The organism is Paenibacillus macquariensis (genome assembly GCF_900156375.1).
In the GTDB taxonomy this organism is placed as follows: domain Bacteria; phylum Bacillota; class Bacilli; order Paenibacillales; family Paenibacillaceae; genus Paenibacillus_AQ; species Paenibacillus_AQ macquariensis.
The window spans coordinates 33,907-50,028 of record NZ_FTNK01000006.1 but is presented as its reverse complement, the minus strand read 5'-3'; the positions used below and the strand labels follow the sequence as shown (position 1 = coordinate 50,028).

The window sequence follows — 16,122 nt, the reverse complement described above, 5'->3', positions numbered from 1 at the left end:
GGCCCTATCTTGAATAGGACAGGACCTTATTTATTTCTTAACTTATGAATCGACCGTAACGACCAATTGTCTAATCAATAGCGATGGAGAACCAACGTAACCATGTCCTTCGGAAGAGAATTCAAGATCGGAGCCTATTTGATCAACCGTCTTAAGAAAATCATAGAAATTTCCAGCAATGGTCAACTGATTAACAGGATACGCCACAACACCATCTTTAATATAAAAGCCTTTCGCCGCGAATGAAAAGTCGCCTGATACGGTACTAGCCCCTGAATGTAATCCAGATAATTGGGTAATTAACATCCCTTCTTGGACAGAAGCAATCAAATCTTCTCGACTGGACTCGGATGGGACGATATACATATTGGTTGGGGATACGCCGACAGAATCCTTATAAGAAGATTTATAAGCATGCCCCGTCGTTACAGTCTTATCTTTCTCAGCCGTTTTGCGATTATGTAACAGAGTGATTAGCTTACCGTCGGTAATAATACTTCTTAACTCTGTAGCCGTTCCCTCACTATCGAATGTTCTGCTATAGAGCCCATTCGCTAGGAATGGATCATCAACGACTTGAATAATGGGCGCAGCAATGATTTCTCCAACGCTATCTTTTAATAGCGAATTTCCGGCTTGGGTATTCTCAGCAGAAAAAATGGTGGAGTACACATGTAATAAGCTTGCAGCTGCATCACTTCTGAGTACAATGGCGTAATTGTTGCTCTCTGCATTCTGAGGATTAAATTGAGAAACAACTTCTTTCACAGCTTGGTTGGCAATGACCTCTGGAATAAGTGCCTCTGGATCCTGGGTGAAATGGATGACATATGCTGACTTGATTTGTGAATCTTGTTGTGCGATTGCAGAAACAACCACAACCATATGATTGTTGCGATCATGAAGATTTAATCCCTTTGTATTTATGATTCCACGCTCGGTTGAGGAGCTTTCTAATACTAACATGTCGGTCGATAATACCCGATGATCTATTTGATAGAGGGATTTCTCAATGTCTCTCAAAATATTCAACTTGTCAGGTATCGACAGTTCGTTGAGTTGTTCAGCGTAGAAATCTTGTATATGATAATGCTCACTTCCAGAGAATAAGGTTTCTTGAGATTCATCTTCGTTCACTTCAGCATTCTCCCGGGCTTGTAGAATAAGGAAAGTCAAAGATTCAGCATCTAAGTGTTCCGTAAAGGAATATCCCATTTTGTCTTTAAATAATCCTCTAAAAGTAACGCCTAAAGTCTCTGATGTTACATAAGAATCCACTTCCCCTTGATGCAACCCACATTGGAACTTCTCTGTCCTCTCGAAATACAACTCCATATCGGTGAATCCTGCCTCAAAATCTGCTATAAATAATTGCTCCTGAAATTCAGTGATCTTCATTTAATTTCCTCCTTCACTGCCACCAACGGTTATTTCGCTCACACGTAGCATCGGTTGCCCAACATTCACAGGAATACTTCCGCTTGAAGCGCCACACATTCCTGCACCATGACTTAAGTTATTTCCAATCATATCGATATGTTTAATCGTTGTAGGTCCATTCCCAATTAAGGTAGCCCCACGAACAGGTTTACCAAGCTTACCGTCTTTAACGAGATATGCCTCCATTATTGCGAAGTTATAATCTCCTGTAGCCGGGTCCACTTGTCCGCCACCCATATATTTAGCGTATATACCATTCTCCGTATTGGATATAATATCTTCCCTTGTAGATTTACCTGGGGCGATGTAAGTATTGGTCATTCTTGAGGTTGGTGCAAATCGATAGGATTCTCTTCTACTAGAACCCGTAGATTCTGCATCCATGCGCCGGCCGTTTAGTTTATCAATTAAGTATCCTTTCAGAATCCCATTTTCAATTAATATGTTCTTTCTTGAATGCTCACCTTCATCATCGATGTTAATGGATCCCCATTCATTTGGAAGCGTGCCATCATCGATATAAGTAACGATGTCTGATGCTACCTTTTCTCCAATTCTATTTGCAAATACAGAGTTGTTCTTGGCTACAGCACTGGCTTCAAGTCCATGACCACAAGCCTCATGAAACAGAACGCCGCCAAATTCATTGTCGATAATAACGGGGAACTTGCCGCTTGGACAAGGTGAAGCATTCAGCATCGTAACGGCGATTCGGGAAGCTTCATGGGCATAGTGTTGCAGGTCTAAATGCTCTAAGAACTCGAATCCTTTGGATGATCCGGGAGCGTAGAAACCAGCTTGAAGTTTATTGTCTTCAGCAGCGATTGATTGTATAACGAACCTACTTCTTACACGGGTATCTTCAATATATTTCCCTTCTGAATTAGCAATCAGAACTTGTTGTTCTGCATCTACGTATCGGACATAAACCTGTTGAATACTTGAATGATAATTCTGAGCATATTCAGATGCCTTTTTTAGAAAGTCTATTTTTCTCTTCTTCTCAACATCTCGAGGATACATTGAGATGGGATGAAGAATCTGAGCAAGTTCTTTCTTTAAAGGAATCAGATCGATGGTAGAAGTACCAGAGAAAGCCTGAGCTGCATGAAAGGCACATTTCATTATTCCTTCTCTAGACGTATCCGTTGTATAGGAATAGGAATTTTGAAGACCCTTAAATACACGTATGCCAATGCCAAAATCTCTCCCTGAAAGAATGCCCTCTGGTTTTCCATTTCGAAGTTCAAGGGTACTTTTGAATAAATCTTCAACAAAAACTTCGGAGAAATCCCCCCCGTACTTAAAGCCGCAGCTAATGCATCTTCGACGATCTGTTGTGACAGCATGAAATACCTCCTTAGTGGTGTATAACTATAGTGATTATATTCTTACTTAATATTGAAATTAACCTGCTTATTTCCTATTGTAGATCAATATGCATAAATATAAATCGGTATTTAGCAGGAGAGCTCCTCTGCCTTGGGACTGATATATGTATTTCCTTTACCTTGGGTATTTAGTATATTGGAAGACATGGGTACGTTATGATATTTATTCTTATAAAAAGAAGACAAATGGTGGTAGATGATATTGAATTGGAATCGAATTGACTTAAAGCTAGGTATGATGATTTTCAGCTTGTTTATAGTTATTTTATTCATACTCGGGTTCGTAGCAAATGGGATTATTTCGAATTTCTATACTAAAGAAGCTCATAAAGAGGCCAATGATATAGCGACTCATGTCACTGCCATGTTACAAGAACACAATAATTCGAAGTCTGAACTCATAACGATGGCTGAGTTCACCGGGGTCGATATATTTCTTGTGGATTCAGATGGAACGTTTATGGATTCAACGGAAAAGTTGGATACGAAACCAACAGAACATTTTCCTGATATCTGGGAGAAGGAGAAGTTGTTACAAGGACAAATGATTGAGAAAGAGTTCATGAGTAGTAATAAACTTTATTTGCTTCATGGTAAACCTTTGAGTATGAGTATGGGAACCCAGTCATTCACTGGTGGGGTGTATGTGGTCAGCTCCCTTGAGAGTATGAAGGATTCATTACAGTCTGTACGTTATCTTCTTCTGTACGCGGGACTAGGCACCTTATTGTTAGCCCTGGGATTAATCTACATCCTTTCTAAAAAGCTCTCAAAACCTCTGCTACAGATTGAAGCTGCGACTCGCGAGATTGCCAAAGGAGAGTTACATACTCGGGTAAATGTTACTTCAAATGATGAAATAGGTTCTCTTTCAACGGCTATAAATGATTTAGCACAGGAGCTTCAACGATATCGAGATTCGAGGTCGGAATTCTTCGCAAATATTTCACATGAGCTGAGAACACCGATAACGTATTTGGAAGGGTATGCTGACGTATTATCGAAGGGTTATATTGAAGATGATGAAGAGAAACAGAAATATCTGAATATCATTTCGCAGGAAGCTAAGAGATTGAACATTATCATCCAAGACCTATTCGAACTTTCCAAAATGGAAGAGGGGAGAATCGACCTAAACTTAGAGTTCATTGATCTCAACTTATTATTAAGAAGTAGCATACATAAAGTAGAGTTTCAGGCCAAAGAAAAAGGGATAATGATAGGTTCTCACCTTGAGCAAACGCAGTCTATTTCATTGGATCGTGCTAGAATGGAGCAGGTCTTACTTAACTTGTTGGATAATGGCATTCGCTACACGAAGAATGGTCCAATCACTGTAGGGCTTCATCAGCAACATAAACGTATCATGATTACGATCCAAGACTCAGGACCGGGGATTCCAATGGATGAACTGCCATATATATTCGAACGATTCTACCGTGTGGAGAAATCACGTTCCAGACAACATGGTGGTACGGGGCTGGGACTATCGATTGTACAAAAGTTAGTGGAGTTACAAGGTGGGTTGGTTGAAGTGACTAGTATTGTAGGAAAAGGTACGATATTTAAGATTTCTTTTCCAAATGAAGTATAGGGTAATTCGACGTGTGAACAACACTGTGAATTACTCATTTTTTTGAAGAGGACGATTCCCTATGAAGTTCGTAAATGTGCGACAGCTATGACATGAATGGTGAGCTTTGAACAATAAATAAACCTAAATGATGGAATGTTAAGGTATAATGATATTAGGAACCAACCAGAGAGAAATAACGTATGAACTAATTACATAATACGGATAACAACTATTCTGAGTGTGTTATCTGACGATTGTGGGTAATAATTTTTTGCTTGGTTCCATATAATCCAGCAAAAGGTGGTGAGAACAATGGAACTTTGGGCAATCTGGCTCGTCATCGGAGTCATACTGTTTGTCATTGAGATGTTGACATTAACTTTTTATCTGTTATGGATTGGGATTGGGGCAATTGCGGCGGCACTTATTGCGTTGGTAGCACCAGATTTATTCTTCGTACAGGCATTAGTTGGTTGTATTGTGGCGTTGGGGCTGACCTTCTTCACGAAACCCCTCACAAGATATATGCGGAAATCTAAGGGGTACACAGACGTTATTGATGATTTAGTCGGTAAGCAAGGAATTGTTATTGAACAAATCGACGTAGGTAGGAATGGCATTGTTAAAGTGGGGAACGAGACGTGGAGTGCTAACTCGTACCAAGCTCTGCAAAAGGATGATATTATTATTGTCTTACAACGGGGTACCACCGTCTTGGAAGTTCAAAAATGGGAAGGGGTTTCTTAATGATTATTACAATTATTATTCTTATTATTGTTGTTGTATTTATCGCACTTACTATCAAAATAGTACCTCAGCAACGCGTTGGGGTTGTAGAACGTCTCGGTAAATTCCACCGTTTATTAACACCAGGATTAAATATCCTTATTCCAATTATCGATCATGTAAGGGTATATCATGATTTGCGTATTCAACAGGCGAATGTGCCTCCGCAAACCGTGATTACGAAAGATAACGTACAAGTTGAGATAGATACAATTATATTCTATCAAGTTGTTGGACCAGATCAGGCGACATATGGTATTTCTGATTATGTATACGGTGTTCGGAACATATCCACAGCTACCATGCGGCAGATCATCGGGAAGATGGAGTTGGATGAAACATTATCCGGGCGTGAGAAGATATCGATGGAGATTCGTGTTGCCCTTGATGAAGCGACAGAGAAGTGGGGCGTACGGATTGAACGGGTTGAAGTTATTGATATTCAGCCACCAAGAGATATTCAAGAAGCTATGGATAAGCAGATGAAGGCTGAACGTAGCAAACGTGCCATCGTTCTCGAAGCGGAAGCTGCTAAGCAAGACATGATTCTACGTGCTGAAGGTGACAAACAGAGCAAAATACTGAAAGCTGAAGGGGATAAAGAAGCCCGTATTCGTGAAGCTGAAGGGTTAGGTCAGGCTCAAGAGCTAGAAGCGATCGGTCAAGCGAAAGCAATCCTATCCGTTGCTCAGGCGGAGAAGAACCGGATTGAGTTGCTCCGTGAAGCAGGGCTTGATGAGAATGTCCTTGCTTATCGCTCATTTGAAGCTTTGACTGAAATTTCTAAAGGACCTGCTAATAAAGTATTTATTCCTTCGAATGCTGTGGAGATTCTCGGTAGCCTAGGGGCTATTGGAGAAATTTTTAAAGCTAAGAAATAAAATAGTTAACATGTAGAGAGTCTAAACTGTCGTTAAAGTTTAGGCTCTCTTTTTATATGGAACAATAGCGAGATATGGCTGCTTAACATGATAAAATAATAAGAGATTACGCTATACTATCTAAAGCATTGTTATATACCATTGGAGGGTAATAAATATTGGCAAATATATTGGAAATGAATCAATTGAGGAAGCGTTACTTAGATAAGATTATATTAGATGGATTCACAGCCCAAATTACGAGACCCGAGATCATCTCACTTCTTGGAAAGTCGGGACAAGGGAAGAGCACACTTCTTCGAATTCTGTGCCGATTGGAGGCTCAGGATGAAGGTGAAACCATTTTACATGGGCATTCGTATCTAACAGTAGATCCTAAAGAATGGAGAAAGAAGATATGTTATGTATCTCAACAATCATATATGCTACCTGGAAGCGTAGAGGATAATCTGAGAACGGTAAGTCAACTTCATAAGACACCTTTTGATATGCAGCTCGCGAGAGAGCTTATGATCTCTTTGAATTTGGATTATCTTGATTGGGGTAAGAAATCGATCGACTTATCTGGGGGAGAGAAACAAAGGGTGGCTCTCGTCCGTACGCTACTTCTAAAACCGGAGATTTTATTGTTAGATGAGGTTACAGCCTCCTTAGATATGCAAAGTAAACACGCGGTTGAAAAGGTGCTACAGGATTGGCAAGAACAAGAAGGCGCAACCTTTATCTGGATTACACATGACATTGAACAAGCGCAAAGAATGAGTCACAGGGTGTGGTTTATTGAGGAAGGGTCTCTCTTAGAAGATAGCGATGGCCGTGAATTTTTCGAGAATCCAAGTACAGTAAGTGCCAGAAACTACTTACAACGTGTACCACAGGAGGAAAGTTCATGTCTTATATAGCTCTCAGTTTCACACTCATTTTTGTAATGATCACGATGTTGGTCTCCATGTGGCAGAAGCTTGATCTAGAAAAGGACATTGCGATTGGGACGATACGGTCGGCTGTTCAACTATTGCTAGTTGGCTATGTATTAATGTTTGTATTCAAATCGAATCATCCTGTGTTTATTCTAGTCATTATTTCAGTCATGATTACTGTCGCTGCCTGGAGCGCTGGTAAACGTGGCAAAGGATTGTCTGGCATACGATGGCGTATAGCTCTTTCGATTGGTTGTACGGAAGTGTTGATGATGGGCTTACTCTTAGGATTACATATTATCGAAGCAACACCCCAATATATCATCCCGATCAGTGGCATGACGATTGGTAATGCGATGGTGGTATCAGGGTTATTCCTGAATCATATGAAGCGGGAAGTGGAGTCAAACCAAGGTGAAATAGAGACTTTATTGTGTCTAGGAGCAAGTGCAAGACAAGCGATTCAAGATTCACTCAAGAGATCAGTCAAGTCTAGCATGATTCCAACGATTGATGGGATGAAGACGGTTGGGCTTGTTCAATTACCTGGGATGATGACGGGTATGATCGTGGCGGGAGCCGATCCAGTAGAGGCTGTACGTTACCAGATCTTAATCGTGTTTGCATTTACGGCATCAGCAGCGATGACAAGTATTATATTAAGTCTTGTGAGTTACCGCCTATGGTTCACGAAAGACTTACGATTGGCGCCATTATAAGAAAAGTGTTCATTGGAATCTGATAAGGTTAATACGTTATAATGAATGAAAAAATCAATATTCACTAAAGGAAATGATAAACATTATGATACAAAGGCCGTCTGATTCGAGAAAAAGAGTTCAAATACTCCAACAAAAAAAGTTGATTTCGTTGTTCGTTATCCTGATGATTGGGCTAATCATCTTCGTATTTAGCAAAATTGCTTATATCTTCACTCCGATCAAAATCATTCTGAGCACGGTTTCGATACCGATTATACTAGCGGCGGTAGCCTATTATTTGCTCAACCCACTTGTAGATTTTATGGAAAGAAAAAAGATTAAGCGTGGTTATTCTATACTGATTCTCTATGCACTTATTATCGGTCTCATGACGGTGCTCATTGTTGAAATTATTCCGGTTATTCGTAACCAAGTTCTGGAGTTTGTTGAGAATTTGCCAATGTATACCGAAGAAGCACAACGATTATTTGAGAACTGGATTGGAAGCGACCTATTCTCTCAAATCCAGCATACGCTTGGATTTAATGACCCTAATTTTATGAATGATATTTCATCGAAAGCGGCTTCGTTTTTTAATAATACGTTTAAAGGCATTGGTACAGTTGTAGGTGCAGTAACGGAATTTGTATTGGCATTTATTATTGCACCCTTCATATTGGTGTATTTATTGAAGGATGGTAAGAAACTGCCTCCGTATTTCCTTAAGCTTCTTCCAACAAAGATACGCCCGCGCACATCGAAAGTTCTAGGTGAAATTAGTCATCAGATTAGTTCGTTTATTCGTGGTCAGATTATCGTTAGCTTCTGCATTGGGGTATTACTCTATTTCGGATATCTGATCATCGGACTAGATTATCCAGTGGTGCTTGCGATCATTGCGGCATGTACGAGTATGGTTCCTTATCTAGGACCGACGATTGCAATCACGCCTGCCATTATTATTGCGTTAGTGACTTCACCAATCATGCTCCTGAAGATGGTCGTTGTATGGACGATTGTACAATTGATTGAAGGGAAATTTATATCGCCACAAATCATGGGGAAAACGCTAAAAATTCACCCGATTACAATTATATTTGTTATTATCGTATCTGGTAAATTATTTGGAGTTGTCGGAATAATACTAGCTGTTCCGGGATATGCCGTATTGAAAGTCATCGTGATGAACATATTTCAAGGGTTTAAGAATAGGACGGATTGGTATGAACCTCTTCCAGAAGTAAATACACAGGAAGAAGAAATTGCTAATGAACAGGTAATAAATAAAGAAATCGACAATTGATCAACTCCTAGATATAATCATGAGTTGTTTGTGGAGGAGTTCAATACGTTGTTAAAAAAAAGAGATGACTTCATTGTCATCTCTTTTTTTAATATTCTTGTATGAAATTCTCTATTCTCGCCAAAGTAGTGCATCGATATCGAAGGGAGGGATGATTCCTTCTTGAGAAGCCCGGTTGAGTAATGCCTTGATAGCGCCGTATCCTTCATCACCTAAGTCAGCGCTGAATGGATTAACATATAAATCAATATGAGCTTGGACGACTTCAGGTGATAGTTCTTGCGAGTGATGTAGGACGTATTCCTGCGATGCCTCTGGATGCGCCCATGCATACTCGACAGATTCGCGGATCCATGTCGTAACTTTACTCAAGTCTAATGATTTACGCGCGATGATGGCTCCCAATGGAATAGGCAAGCTCGTATCTTCTTCCCACCAACTACCTAAATCGGTCATAAGTGACAAACCATAATCAGGGTAGGTGAATCGTGCTTCATGAATGACGAGTCCGGCGTCAACGAGGCCATCACGTACAGCAGGCATGATCTGGTCAAAAGGCATAATGACGATTTCACCTATGCCACCGGGGATGTTCTGTGCTGCCCATAAACGGAACAATAAATAAGCGGTTGACCGCTCACTAGGTACTGCAACACGTCGACCTGCAAGTGTAGCGGGATCATTCGTGATCGCATCTCTACCGGATGTGAGTACTAAAGGACCACAACCTCGTCCAAGCGCTCCTCCACAAGGGAGTAATGCATATTCATTAGACACCCAAGGAAGCGCACCGTATGATATTTTGAGAATATCAGGTCCTTCGTTACCTTGCGCAAGCGTGTTTGTAATATCAATATCTGCATAGGTAACTTCTAACTCGGGCGCACCAGGTATTAAACCATGGACCCAAGCATGGTATATATACGTGTCATTAGGACACGGGGAAAAGGCAATCTTCATCTCAGCACCTCCAGTAGAATTGAACTCGCGGCTTCTAGAGCCTCAAAAGCTTCTTTCATCTTCCATGCTGCTCGATCCCGGGGACCCACAGCATTGGATATCGTTCGAATCTCAAGTACGGGAACGTTATAGATCTGTGCTGCAACAGCCACACCATAGCCTTCCATCGCCTCTGCAGTAGCTCCCGGCACACGCTTGTCCAAAGCAATCGCACTCTCAGATGAACCTGTCACCGTTGTAACAGTAAGAATTGGACCCGTATGAACGGAAAGTCCAGCGCCATGAAGTGCATCCGTTAATAGAGCTACTAGATTGGATTCCACAGGAACACGAGAAGATCCAAAGCCTAATTCATCTACACTACAGAATCCTTCGGGAGTCTCTGCTCCAAGATCTGCGGCGATAATCTCACTTGCTACGACAATGGATCCTAGTTCAGCTCGTCCAACAAATCCACCGCCAATGCCAGCACTAATGACTAGACTATAATCTCCTAAGGCAAGAGCAGTCGCTGTATTTGCAGCAGCGCTTGGCGAACCAACCCCGGCTAGTCTTACCTCGAATTGGCTTGATCCACGAATACCTCGTATAACAGCATCTCTCTCTGCAGCGACCGCCGTCATGATTAGAATACGTTGTGACCCTGACTTAAGAATTTCTATAGTGTTCTCAAGTGGTTGTGCATTGATTTCTTGTGTCAATTAAATCCCCTCACTCGCTTATTCGTCTATCGTTCTCATCGGTCTACTCAATATATAAAGTTACCGCTAACGGGTAAGGTTGTAAAGGGGAGGGACAACGAAATGAATTACGGATGATAGTTAAGGATTCATGCATATACAAGCTATTTGTAGAATAAACTTGTTCCATTACGTAATCTTCGTACTAATCTAGGACAAGGAGTTGTGAAGCTCATGATCGATACGATGTCTCCTAACATTTCTATACTAGGCATAGGTACGGCTCTACCTGCAAACCGAATTGAACAAGGTGAGGTGCTAGATAAACTAGAGGAAGCGTTACATGATTCACCTAATGCCGTACGGTGGGCTAGGAGGATTTTTAAGCAATGTGGTGTTGCAACCCGATATACGTGTGAACCTAACCTCATCGCACATGGTTCAAGAAGTCGTTATTTGCCATCCGAAGGGCACGATGACATTCCTTCCACCGCAGAACGTATGGGTATATATAAAAGAGAATCCGTTCCATTAGCGCTACGTGCGGCGCAGGATGCCTTACGTGATGGAGAGATTGAAGCCTCGCAGATCACACATCTTATAACGGTAAGTTGTACAGGGCAATTCCTTCCTGGCTTGGATGCTGTACTTGTGAAGGAAATGGGTCTGTCTCCACGTGTTCAGCGGATTCCATTAACTTTTCAAGGATGTGCTGCGGGGCTAAAAGCCATTCAGTTAGCTAAGACGCTAGTGGAAGGGCAATCAAGTAGACAAATCCTAATTGTTTGTGTGGAGCTATGCACACTTCACTTCCAGCCTTCAAGTGAGCGAGAGGCTTTGTTTGGTGCGTCATTCTTTGGAGATGGGGCTTCTGCATGTGTGATAGGAGCCGCGAGTAAGAACGTACAAGGGTTGTTCCAATTAGGAGATGGTCATTCGGTTCTCATGCCTGATTGTAGTGAGGAAATGATATGGGAAGTTGGCGATTATGGATTCGATCTCTATCTGTCAACGAATATTCCTAAGCTGTTAGGACACTATCTGACGCCAGAAATGGAATCGCTATTAGATGGAGAAGAATCTCCTAGCTTATGGGCCATTCACCCTGGAGGTCGAGGGATTGTGGATGTCGTAGCGCAGATGTTTGAATTAAGTGATGAACAGGTTCAGTATAGTAGAAGTATTTTGCATGACTATGGTAATTTGTCGTCAGCGACGATTCTATTTGTCCTAAAAGCGATGCGTGAGGATCTTAGATCTCGTAAAGTTGGATCATCTAGTGGTGTGGCGTTAGCTTTCGGTCCTGGGCTCACAGCAGAACTACTGAAATTTACGTACCTTCCTTCAGCTATTCTACAAGAACAGGCTATCGATCATGTCCATTCTTAAGAAGTTACGAAGGAGAGCCGAAGAACCTGAATTAATGGATGATTTCAGTATGGGTGGAGAAGAACTACACGAAGCACTACGTGATTTAAGGCTGTTAAATCGGATATTTGCTGCTTCGAGTCCTACTGTTTATGGTGTTGAGCAGTTATGGATTCTCGCGGGGCGTACAAAGCACTTATCGATTCTTGATGTGGGTGCAGGTTCAGGAGATGTGAATAGACACCTTCTGAAATGGGCTGATAAAAAAGGCATTGATATTACGATCCATTTAGCAGATGTAACGGAGGAAGCTTGTGAAGAGGCACGTCAATTCTTCCATGATGAACCAAGGGTAACCGTAAGATTTGTCGATGTGTTGGAACTACCAGAAGCATCAGTTGATATCGTAACGGCATCGCAATTTATTCATCATTTCACGGGGGATGAGCTTCATAGGATCGTAACCCATATGCATAAAGTGTCCAAGCTTGGTGTAGTTATAAATGATATTCACAGACAATGGATTCCTTGGCTAGCCGTATGGTTTGTCAGTAGAGTGGTGTCCACTAATCGTTATATTAGGCACGATGGCCCTTTGTCTGTAGCCAAAGGGTTTCGTGCTACGGATTGGATTACGTTAAGAGAAGCATTAGAAATTCCTCAACTGCGCTATTCATGGCGACCCTTATTTCGTTATGCTGTTGTCATTCCACAACATGCTTCTGATAGCGAAGAGGGGAGTGTGAATTAGATGGAGCACATCATAGATGCTCTCGTGATTGGCGGGGGAATTGCGGGGTGTAGTCTTGCGAAACAATTAGCAGATCGAGGATGGCGTACAATCTTATTAGATCGACAGGTATTCCCACGCCATAAGACATGTGGTGAATTTCTGTCACCAGAATCACAAGAAATGCTTAGTACGCTTGGACTAGATGCTGTGATGGAATCATTAGAGCCTCAGAAGATATCGAAAGCGAGATTGATATTTGCAGATGGAGGTTCAGTAGAAGTTCCCTTACCAGGGACAGCACTGGGAATAAGTCGTTATAAGCTGGACTTCGCACTTCATGAAGTGCTTGTTCAAGCAGGAGCTAGCGTTCGCACGGGTATGTCAGTAATCTCGATTAAGCAACATGAGTCAGGTTATGAGGTCAAGATAAAGGTACGAGGTGAAGTGGAGGTGATTCAAGCACGTACGGTGTATGCTGCTTGGGGATCTCATCGACATGCTAGTATTTTCGACGAACCTTATATTGTAGATTCGAGTAAGCCTTCCTATGTCGGGATCAAGTCGCATTATTTAGGAATTGACCCTGAACTCGTTACAGAGTTGTATTTCGTAAAAGGTGGCTATGTCGGTATTTCACCTGTTGAGAATGGGTATTCGAATGTGGCTGCGCTACTGGATAAGGAGGTAGTCAAGGGCGTAGGAACGAGCGTACCCGCTATCTTTGAAGCAGTCTCAAGAGATAATCCTCAATTGGTGGAGAGAATGAAACAAGCCGTTCCCATAGCGGGTACACAAGCTTCCATTGCTCCAGTGCATTTATCTTCTCATCCGCTTGCATGGCACGTGATTCCTCATCTTGGGGATGCGGCAGTGGTCATTCCACCACTATGTGGAGATGGTATGTCTATTGCGCTACGGTCATCCATCCTATGTTGTGCGCTCGCTGATCGTTATCTACGCGGGGATATATCCCTATCTCGTTGGCAAGAAGAATATACACAAGCGATGGAGCAAGAATTCAGTGGTCTTATCCGTCGTGGAAGGTATGCACACAGGTTATGTTCGATGCCCAACATTACGCGGTGGTTCCCAAGTGCTGTAAGGCTCTATCCACCGCTCGGAAAATACCTCGTGAAGGCGACACGATTGAGACCATATCGTTAGGAGAACTTGGTTATGGGATACCGTATGCTTGCTAATCTTTCATTTCGGTTCCCGACGTGGATCATCGTGTTGTGGACCGCTTTTTTTGTTGTTTTTGGCACGTGTGCAACGAATCTACCAGCGGTACTCAAAGACCACGGGCTAGTGTCTGATGGGAGTTTCGCACAGGTTCAGCAAATCTTATCTTCAGAATTCGGAATACCAGATGAACCGATTATGCTTGTTTTTGAAAAAGAGTCCTCGGTAACAACGCAGCAATTTCATCGATATATTGAGAACATACTGATGCGAATGCGGTCCATTGAGGGTCTAACTTCCCAAGTATCTCCGAATGATCGAGAAGGAATGTCTCAAGGAAATGTAGCTTATGCACTTCTTGGATTTCGTCAACATAGTTACGAGATTGGGCCTGTATTGGAGCAGATTAGACAACAGCTTTCTAATTCAACGCCAAAAATATCGGTAGGTGTGACAGGGAAGTCTGTTATTCAATACGATGTGAATCAAGCGAGTCGGCATGGATTGAAGACAGCAGAGTTGATAGGTTTACCTATAGCATTTGTGATATTGTTATTTGCATTTAGAGGTGTCGTCTTCGCAGTGCTTCCACTTATTATAGGGATGATTGGGGTAACAGGGACACTTGGTATCATGGCGTTGATCGGGACGAAGATAGAACTCTCCAATTTTGTGTTAAGTGTGATTCCCATGGTGGGATTGGCGCTGAGTATTGATTTTTCACTGATGATCATTAGTCGATTTCAGGAGGAACTCTCCGGTCGGAGTGTTGAGCAGACGTTAATAACATCGATGAGAACTGCGGGACGAGCTGTAATGTTCTCGGCGCTTTGTGTCATTCTGGGTCTACTTGCGATTCAGTTCATTCATTTGCCTATCTTCACAACCGTCGCCTTGGGTGCCATGGTTGTGCTCATTATATCTCTTTTTCTAAATTTAACATTACTTCCCGCACTACTTGGCATATTAGGTCCCTTTATATTAGCTACAAGACAGAAGTCTGAGAGGGGAAAGAAAAGTAAGAAGACCCTAACCACAGGATTCTGGGATCGTTGGTCACTCACCATCATGAAGAGGCCTATCGTATCGACACTGATTGCAATGATGGTGTTACTGAGTTGCCTTGTTCCAATACGTCATATGATCATTAACATACCCGATGCCACCTCACTCCCTAGGGGATATGAGTCACGTACGGCCGCCGAGCTTTACAATACACACTTCACCTCGACTTCCAGCTCAGAGGTTGTTGCGATCTTGGAAGCCAAGAATGCCACATTTATAACAGAAGATTGGATACGGGCATATCAATGGGTGAAGCGACTGAAACAAGATCCAGGAGTAATCAAGATTGAATCGGTGTTTGATCGACTTCCTTTGTTAATGGAGCAAGATTCACTTCGAATGCTTCAGAATCCAATTGTTATGAAAAAAATAGAACCCATGTTACAATCCGTGCTAAATGATAATAAAATGCTCATTCGGATGACAATACAGGGTGCCGCCGGATCGAAGATAGCAACGGAATGGTTGCGGAATATAGAATCGAAAGGTGCCGAAGCAGAACTCCCATTGCTTGTTGGGGGAGAGGCAAAGTATCAGCAAGAGATATTCGATGAGATTTCGAGTCATCTTGTTTCTATTCTATTATTTATTGGAGTCACAAATTTTATCGTTCTATGCATCGCGTTCCGGTCCATTCTTATTCCACTTAAAGCCATAGTTATGAATCTGTTGAGTCTTGGTGCTTCGTTTGGGATATTGGTCTTTATTTTTGAAAAAGGGAGACTTGGATTAGAAGCTAGTCCTATCGCGGTCATGATACCGATCTTTGTATTTGGTCTCGTATTTGGAATCAGTATGGATTATGGGGTATTCCTGTTATCTCGAATGTCTGAAGTATATGAACGTACGGGTGATCATGTTGTGGCGGTCACTTCAGGTCTATCCTCAACGGGTCGAATCATCACTTCAGCGGCTGCCATTATGATTGCTGTAACTTTACCATTTGCCTTCGCAGATGTTATCGGTGTGAAACAACTTGGAATCGGCATTGCGGCAGCCATATTCATAGATGCGACGATCATTCGATTGATCCTTGTTCCTTCATTAATGGTACTGTTTGGGCGAATGAACTGGTGGATGCCTTTTCAAAAAAAATAAAATCCTTGGAAATGTGGACATGTTGTACTGTCATGAGG

The 16,122-nt window shown here is 42.0% G+C and carries 13 protein-coding genes and 1 pseudogene; 10 read left to right on the top strand and 4 right to left on the bottom strand.

The genetic code is table 11. The features are described from left to right. Positions 1-42: 42 nt before the first annotated feature. Together BW961_RS12650 and BW961_RS12645 are read right to left on the bottom strand one after the other, a co-directional pair. A complete protein-coding gene (locus BW961_RS12650; protein ID WP_068580118.1) occupies positions 43-1,398 on the bottom strand; it encodes a TldD/PmbA family protein in 1,356 nt (451 codons plus the stop codon). Then, a pseudogene (locus tag BW961_RS12645) lies at positions 1,399-2,789 on the bottom strand (TldD/PmbA family protein). A 244-nt stretch (positions 2,790-3,033) separates the two neighbouring features. Here BW961_RS12645 and BW961_RS12640 point away from each other — a divergent pair. The 6 genes from BW961_RS12640 (at position 3,034) to BW961_RS12615 (ending at position 8,998) form a co-directional block, all read left to right on the top strand. Then, a complete protein-coding gene (locus tag BW961_RS12640; protein ID WP_082867315.1) occupies positions 3,034-4,425 on the top strand; it encodes a sensor histidine kinase in 1,392 nt (463 codons plus the stop codon). Between the two features lie 294 nt (positions 4,426-4,719). Beyond that, positions 4,720-5,154 carry an NfeD family protein gene (locus tag BW961_RS12635; RefSeq protein ID WP_068580116.1) on the top strand — a complete coding sequence of 145 codons (435 nt, stop codon included), beginning with the start codon at positions 4,720-4,722 and terminating at the stop codon, positions 5,152-5,154. Further along, positions 5,154-6,074, top strand: a complete 921-nt coding sequence (locus BW961_RS12630) for an SPFH domain-containing protein (RefSeq protein ID WP_068580114.1) — start codon at positions 5,154-5,156, stop codon at positions 6,072-6,074. Before BW961_RS12635 ends, BW961_RS12630 begins: the two co-directional genes overlap by 1 nt. A gap of 158 nt (positions 6,075-6,232) precedes the next feature. Next, the gene (locus tag BW961_RS12625; protein ID WP_139331635.1) at positions 6,233-6,976 is read left to right on the top strand and encodes an ABC transporter ATP-binding protein; all 744 of its coding nucleotides are present in this window, start codon (positions 6,233-6,235) and stop codon (positions 6,974-6,976) included. Then, positions 6,964-7,713: an ABC transporter permease gene (locus BW961_RS12620; RefSeq protein WP_068580112.1), complete on the top strand. Its 750-nt coding sequence runs from the start codon at positions 6,964-6,966 to the stop codon at positions 7,711-7,713. The genes BW961_RS12625 and BW961_RS12620 overlap by 13 nt, the downstream gene beginning before the upstream one ends. An 85-nt stretch (positions 7,714-7,798) precedes the next feature. Beyond that, positions 7,799-8,998, top strand: a complete 1,200-nt coding sequence (locus tag BW961_RS12615; protein ID WP_068580110.1) for an AI-2E family transporter — start codon at positions 7,799-7,801, stop codon at positions 8,996-8,998. 111 nt (positions 8,999-9,109) lie between these two features. Here BW961_RS12615 and BW961_RS12610 read toward each other — a convergent pair whose 3' ends face one another. After that, positions 9,110-9,958, bottom strand: a complete 849-nt coding sequence (locus tag BW961_RS12610) for a 1,4-dihydroxy-6-naphtoate synthase (protein ID WP_068580108.1) — start codon at positions 9,956-9,958, stop codon at positions 9,110-9,112. Further along, a complete protein-coding gene (locus tag BW961_RS12605) occupies positions 9,955-10,614 on the bottom strand; it encodes a futalosine hydrolase (RefSeq protein WP_280175208.1) in 660 nt (219 codons plus the stop codon). Before BW961_RS12605 ends, BW961_RS12610 begins: the two co-directional genes overlap by 4 nt. Before the next feature lie 258 nt (positions 10,615-10,872). Between BW961_RS12605 and BW961_RS12600 the strand changes: the two genes are divergently transcribed. From BW961_RS12600 to BW961_RS12585, 4 genes are read left to right on the top strand one after another with little or no spacing between them, the layout of a single operon-like run. After that, complete coding sequence (locus BW961_RS12600; RefSeq protein WP_068580106.1) at positions 10,873-12,027, top strand: type III polyketide synthase; 1,155 nt, start codon at positions 10,873-10,875, stop codon at positions 12,025-12,027. Next, positions 12,014-12,757: a methyltransferase domain-containing protein gene (locus BW961_RS12595; protein ID WP_068580104.1), complete on the top strand. Its 744-nt coding sequence runs from the start codon at positions 12,014-12,016 to the stop codon at positions 12,755-12,757. The genes BW961_RS12600 and BW961_RS12595 overlap by 14 nt, the downstream gene beginning before the upstream one ends. Next, positions 12,758-13,903, top strand: a complete 1,146-nt coding sequence (locus tag BW961_RS12590; protein WP_068580102.1) for an NAD(P)/FAD-dependent oxidoreductase — start codon at positions 12,758-12,760, stop codon at positions 13,901-13,903. 12 nt (positions 13,904-13,915) lie between these two features. Continuing rightward, positions 13,916-16,084 (top strand): MMPL family transporter, encoded by a 2,169-nt coding sequence (locus BW961_RS12585; protein ID WP_082867313.1) that lies wholly within the window; start codon positions 13,916-13,918, stop codon positions 16,082-16,084. The last annotated feature ends 38 nt before the right edge of the window (positions 16,085-16,122 follow it).

Bases quoted from the DNA above. Each gene is read 5' to 3' on its own strand.
- BW961_RS12615 (WP_068580110.1), top strand. From the start codon at position 7,799: ATGATACAAAGGCCGTCTGATTCGAGAAAAAGAGTTCAAATACTCCAA.
- BW961_RS12590 (WP_068580102.1), top strand. From the start codon at position 12,758: ATGGAGCACATCATAGATGCTCTCGTGATTGGCGGGGGAATTGCGGGG.
- BW961_RS12600 (WP_068580106.1), top strand. From the start codon at position 10,873: ATGATCGATACGATGTCTCCTAACATTTCTATACTAGGCATAGGTACG.
- BW961_RS12650 (WP_068580118.1), bottom strand. From the start codon at position 1,398: ATGAAGATCACTGAATTTCAGGAGCAATTATTTATAGCAGATTTTGAG.
- BW961_RS12585 (WP_082867313.1), top strand. From the start codon at position 13,916: ATGGGATACCGTATGCTTGCTAATCTTTCATTTCGGTTCCCGACGTGG.
- BW961_RS12635 (WP_068580116.1), top strand. From the start codon at position 4,720: ATGGAACTTTGGGCAATCTGGCTCGTCATCGGAGTCATACTGTTTGTC.
- BW961_RS12620 (WP_068580112.1), top strand. From the start codon at position 6,964: ATGTCTTATATAGCTCTCAGTTTCACACTCATTTTTGTAATGATCACG.
- BW961_RS12630 (WP_068580114.1), top strand. From the start codon at position 5,154: ATGATTATTACAATTATTATTCTTATTATTGTTGTTGTATTTATCGCA.
- BW961_RS12595 (WP_068580104.1), top strand. From the start codon at position 12,014: ATGTCCATTCTTAAGAAGTTACGAAGGAGAGCCGAAGAACCTGAATTA.
- BW961_RS12610 (WP_068580108.1), bottom strand. From the start codon at position 9,958: ATGAAGATTGCCTTTTCCCCGTGTCCTAATGACACGTATATATACCAT.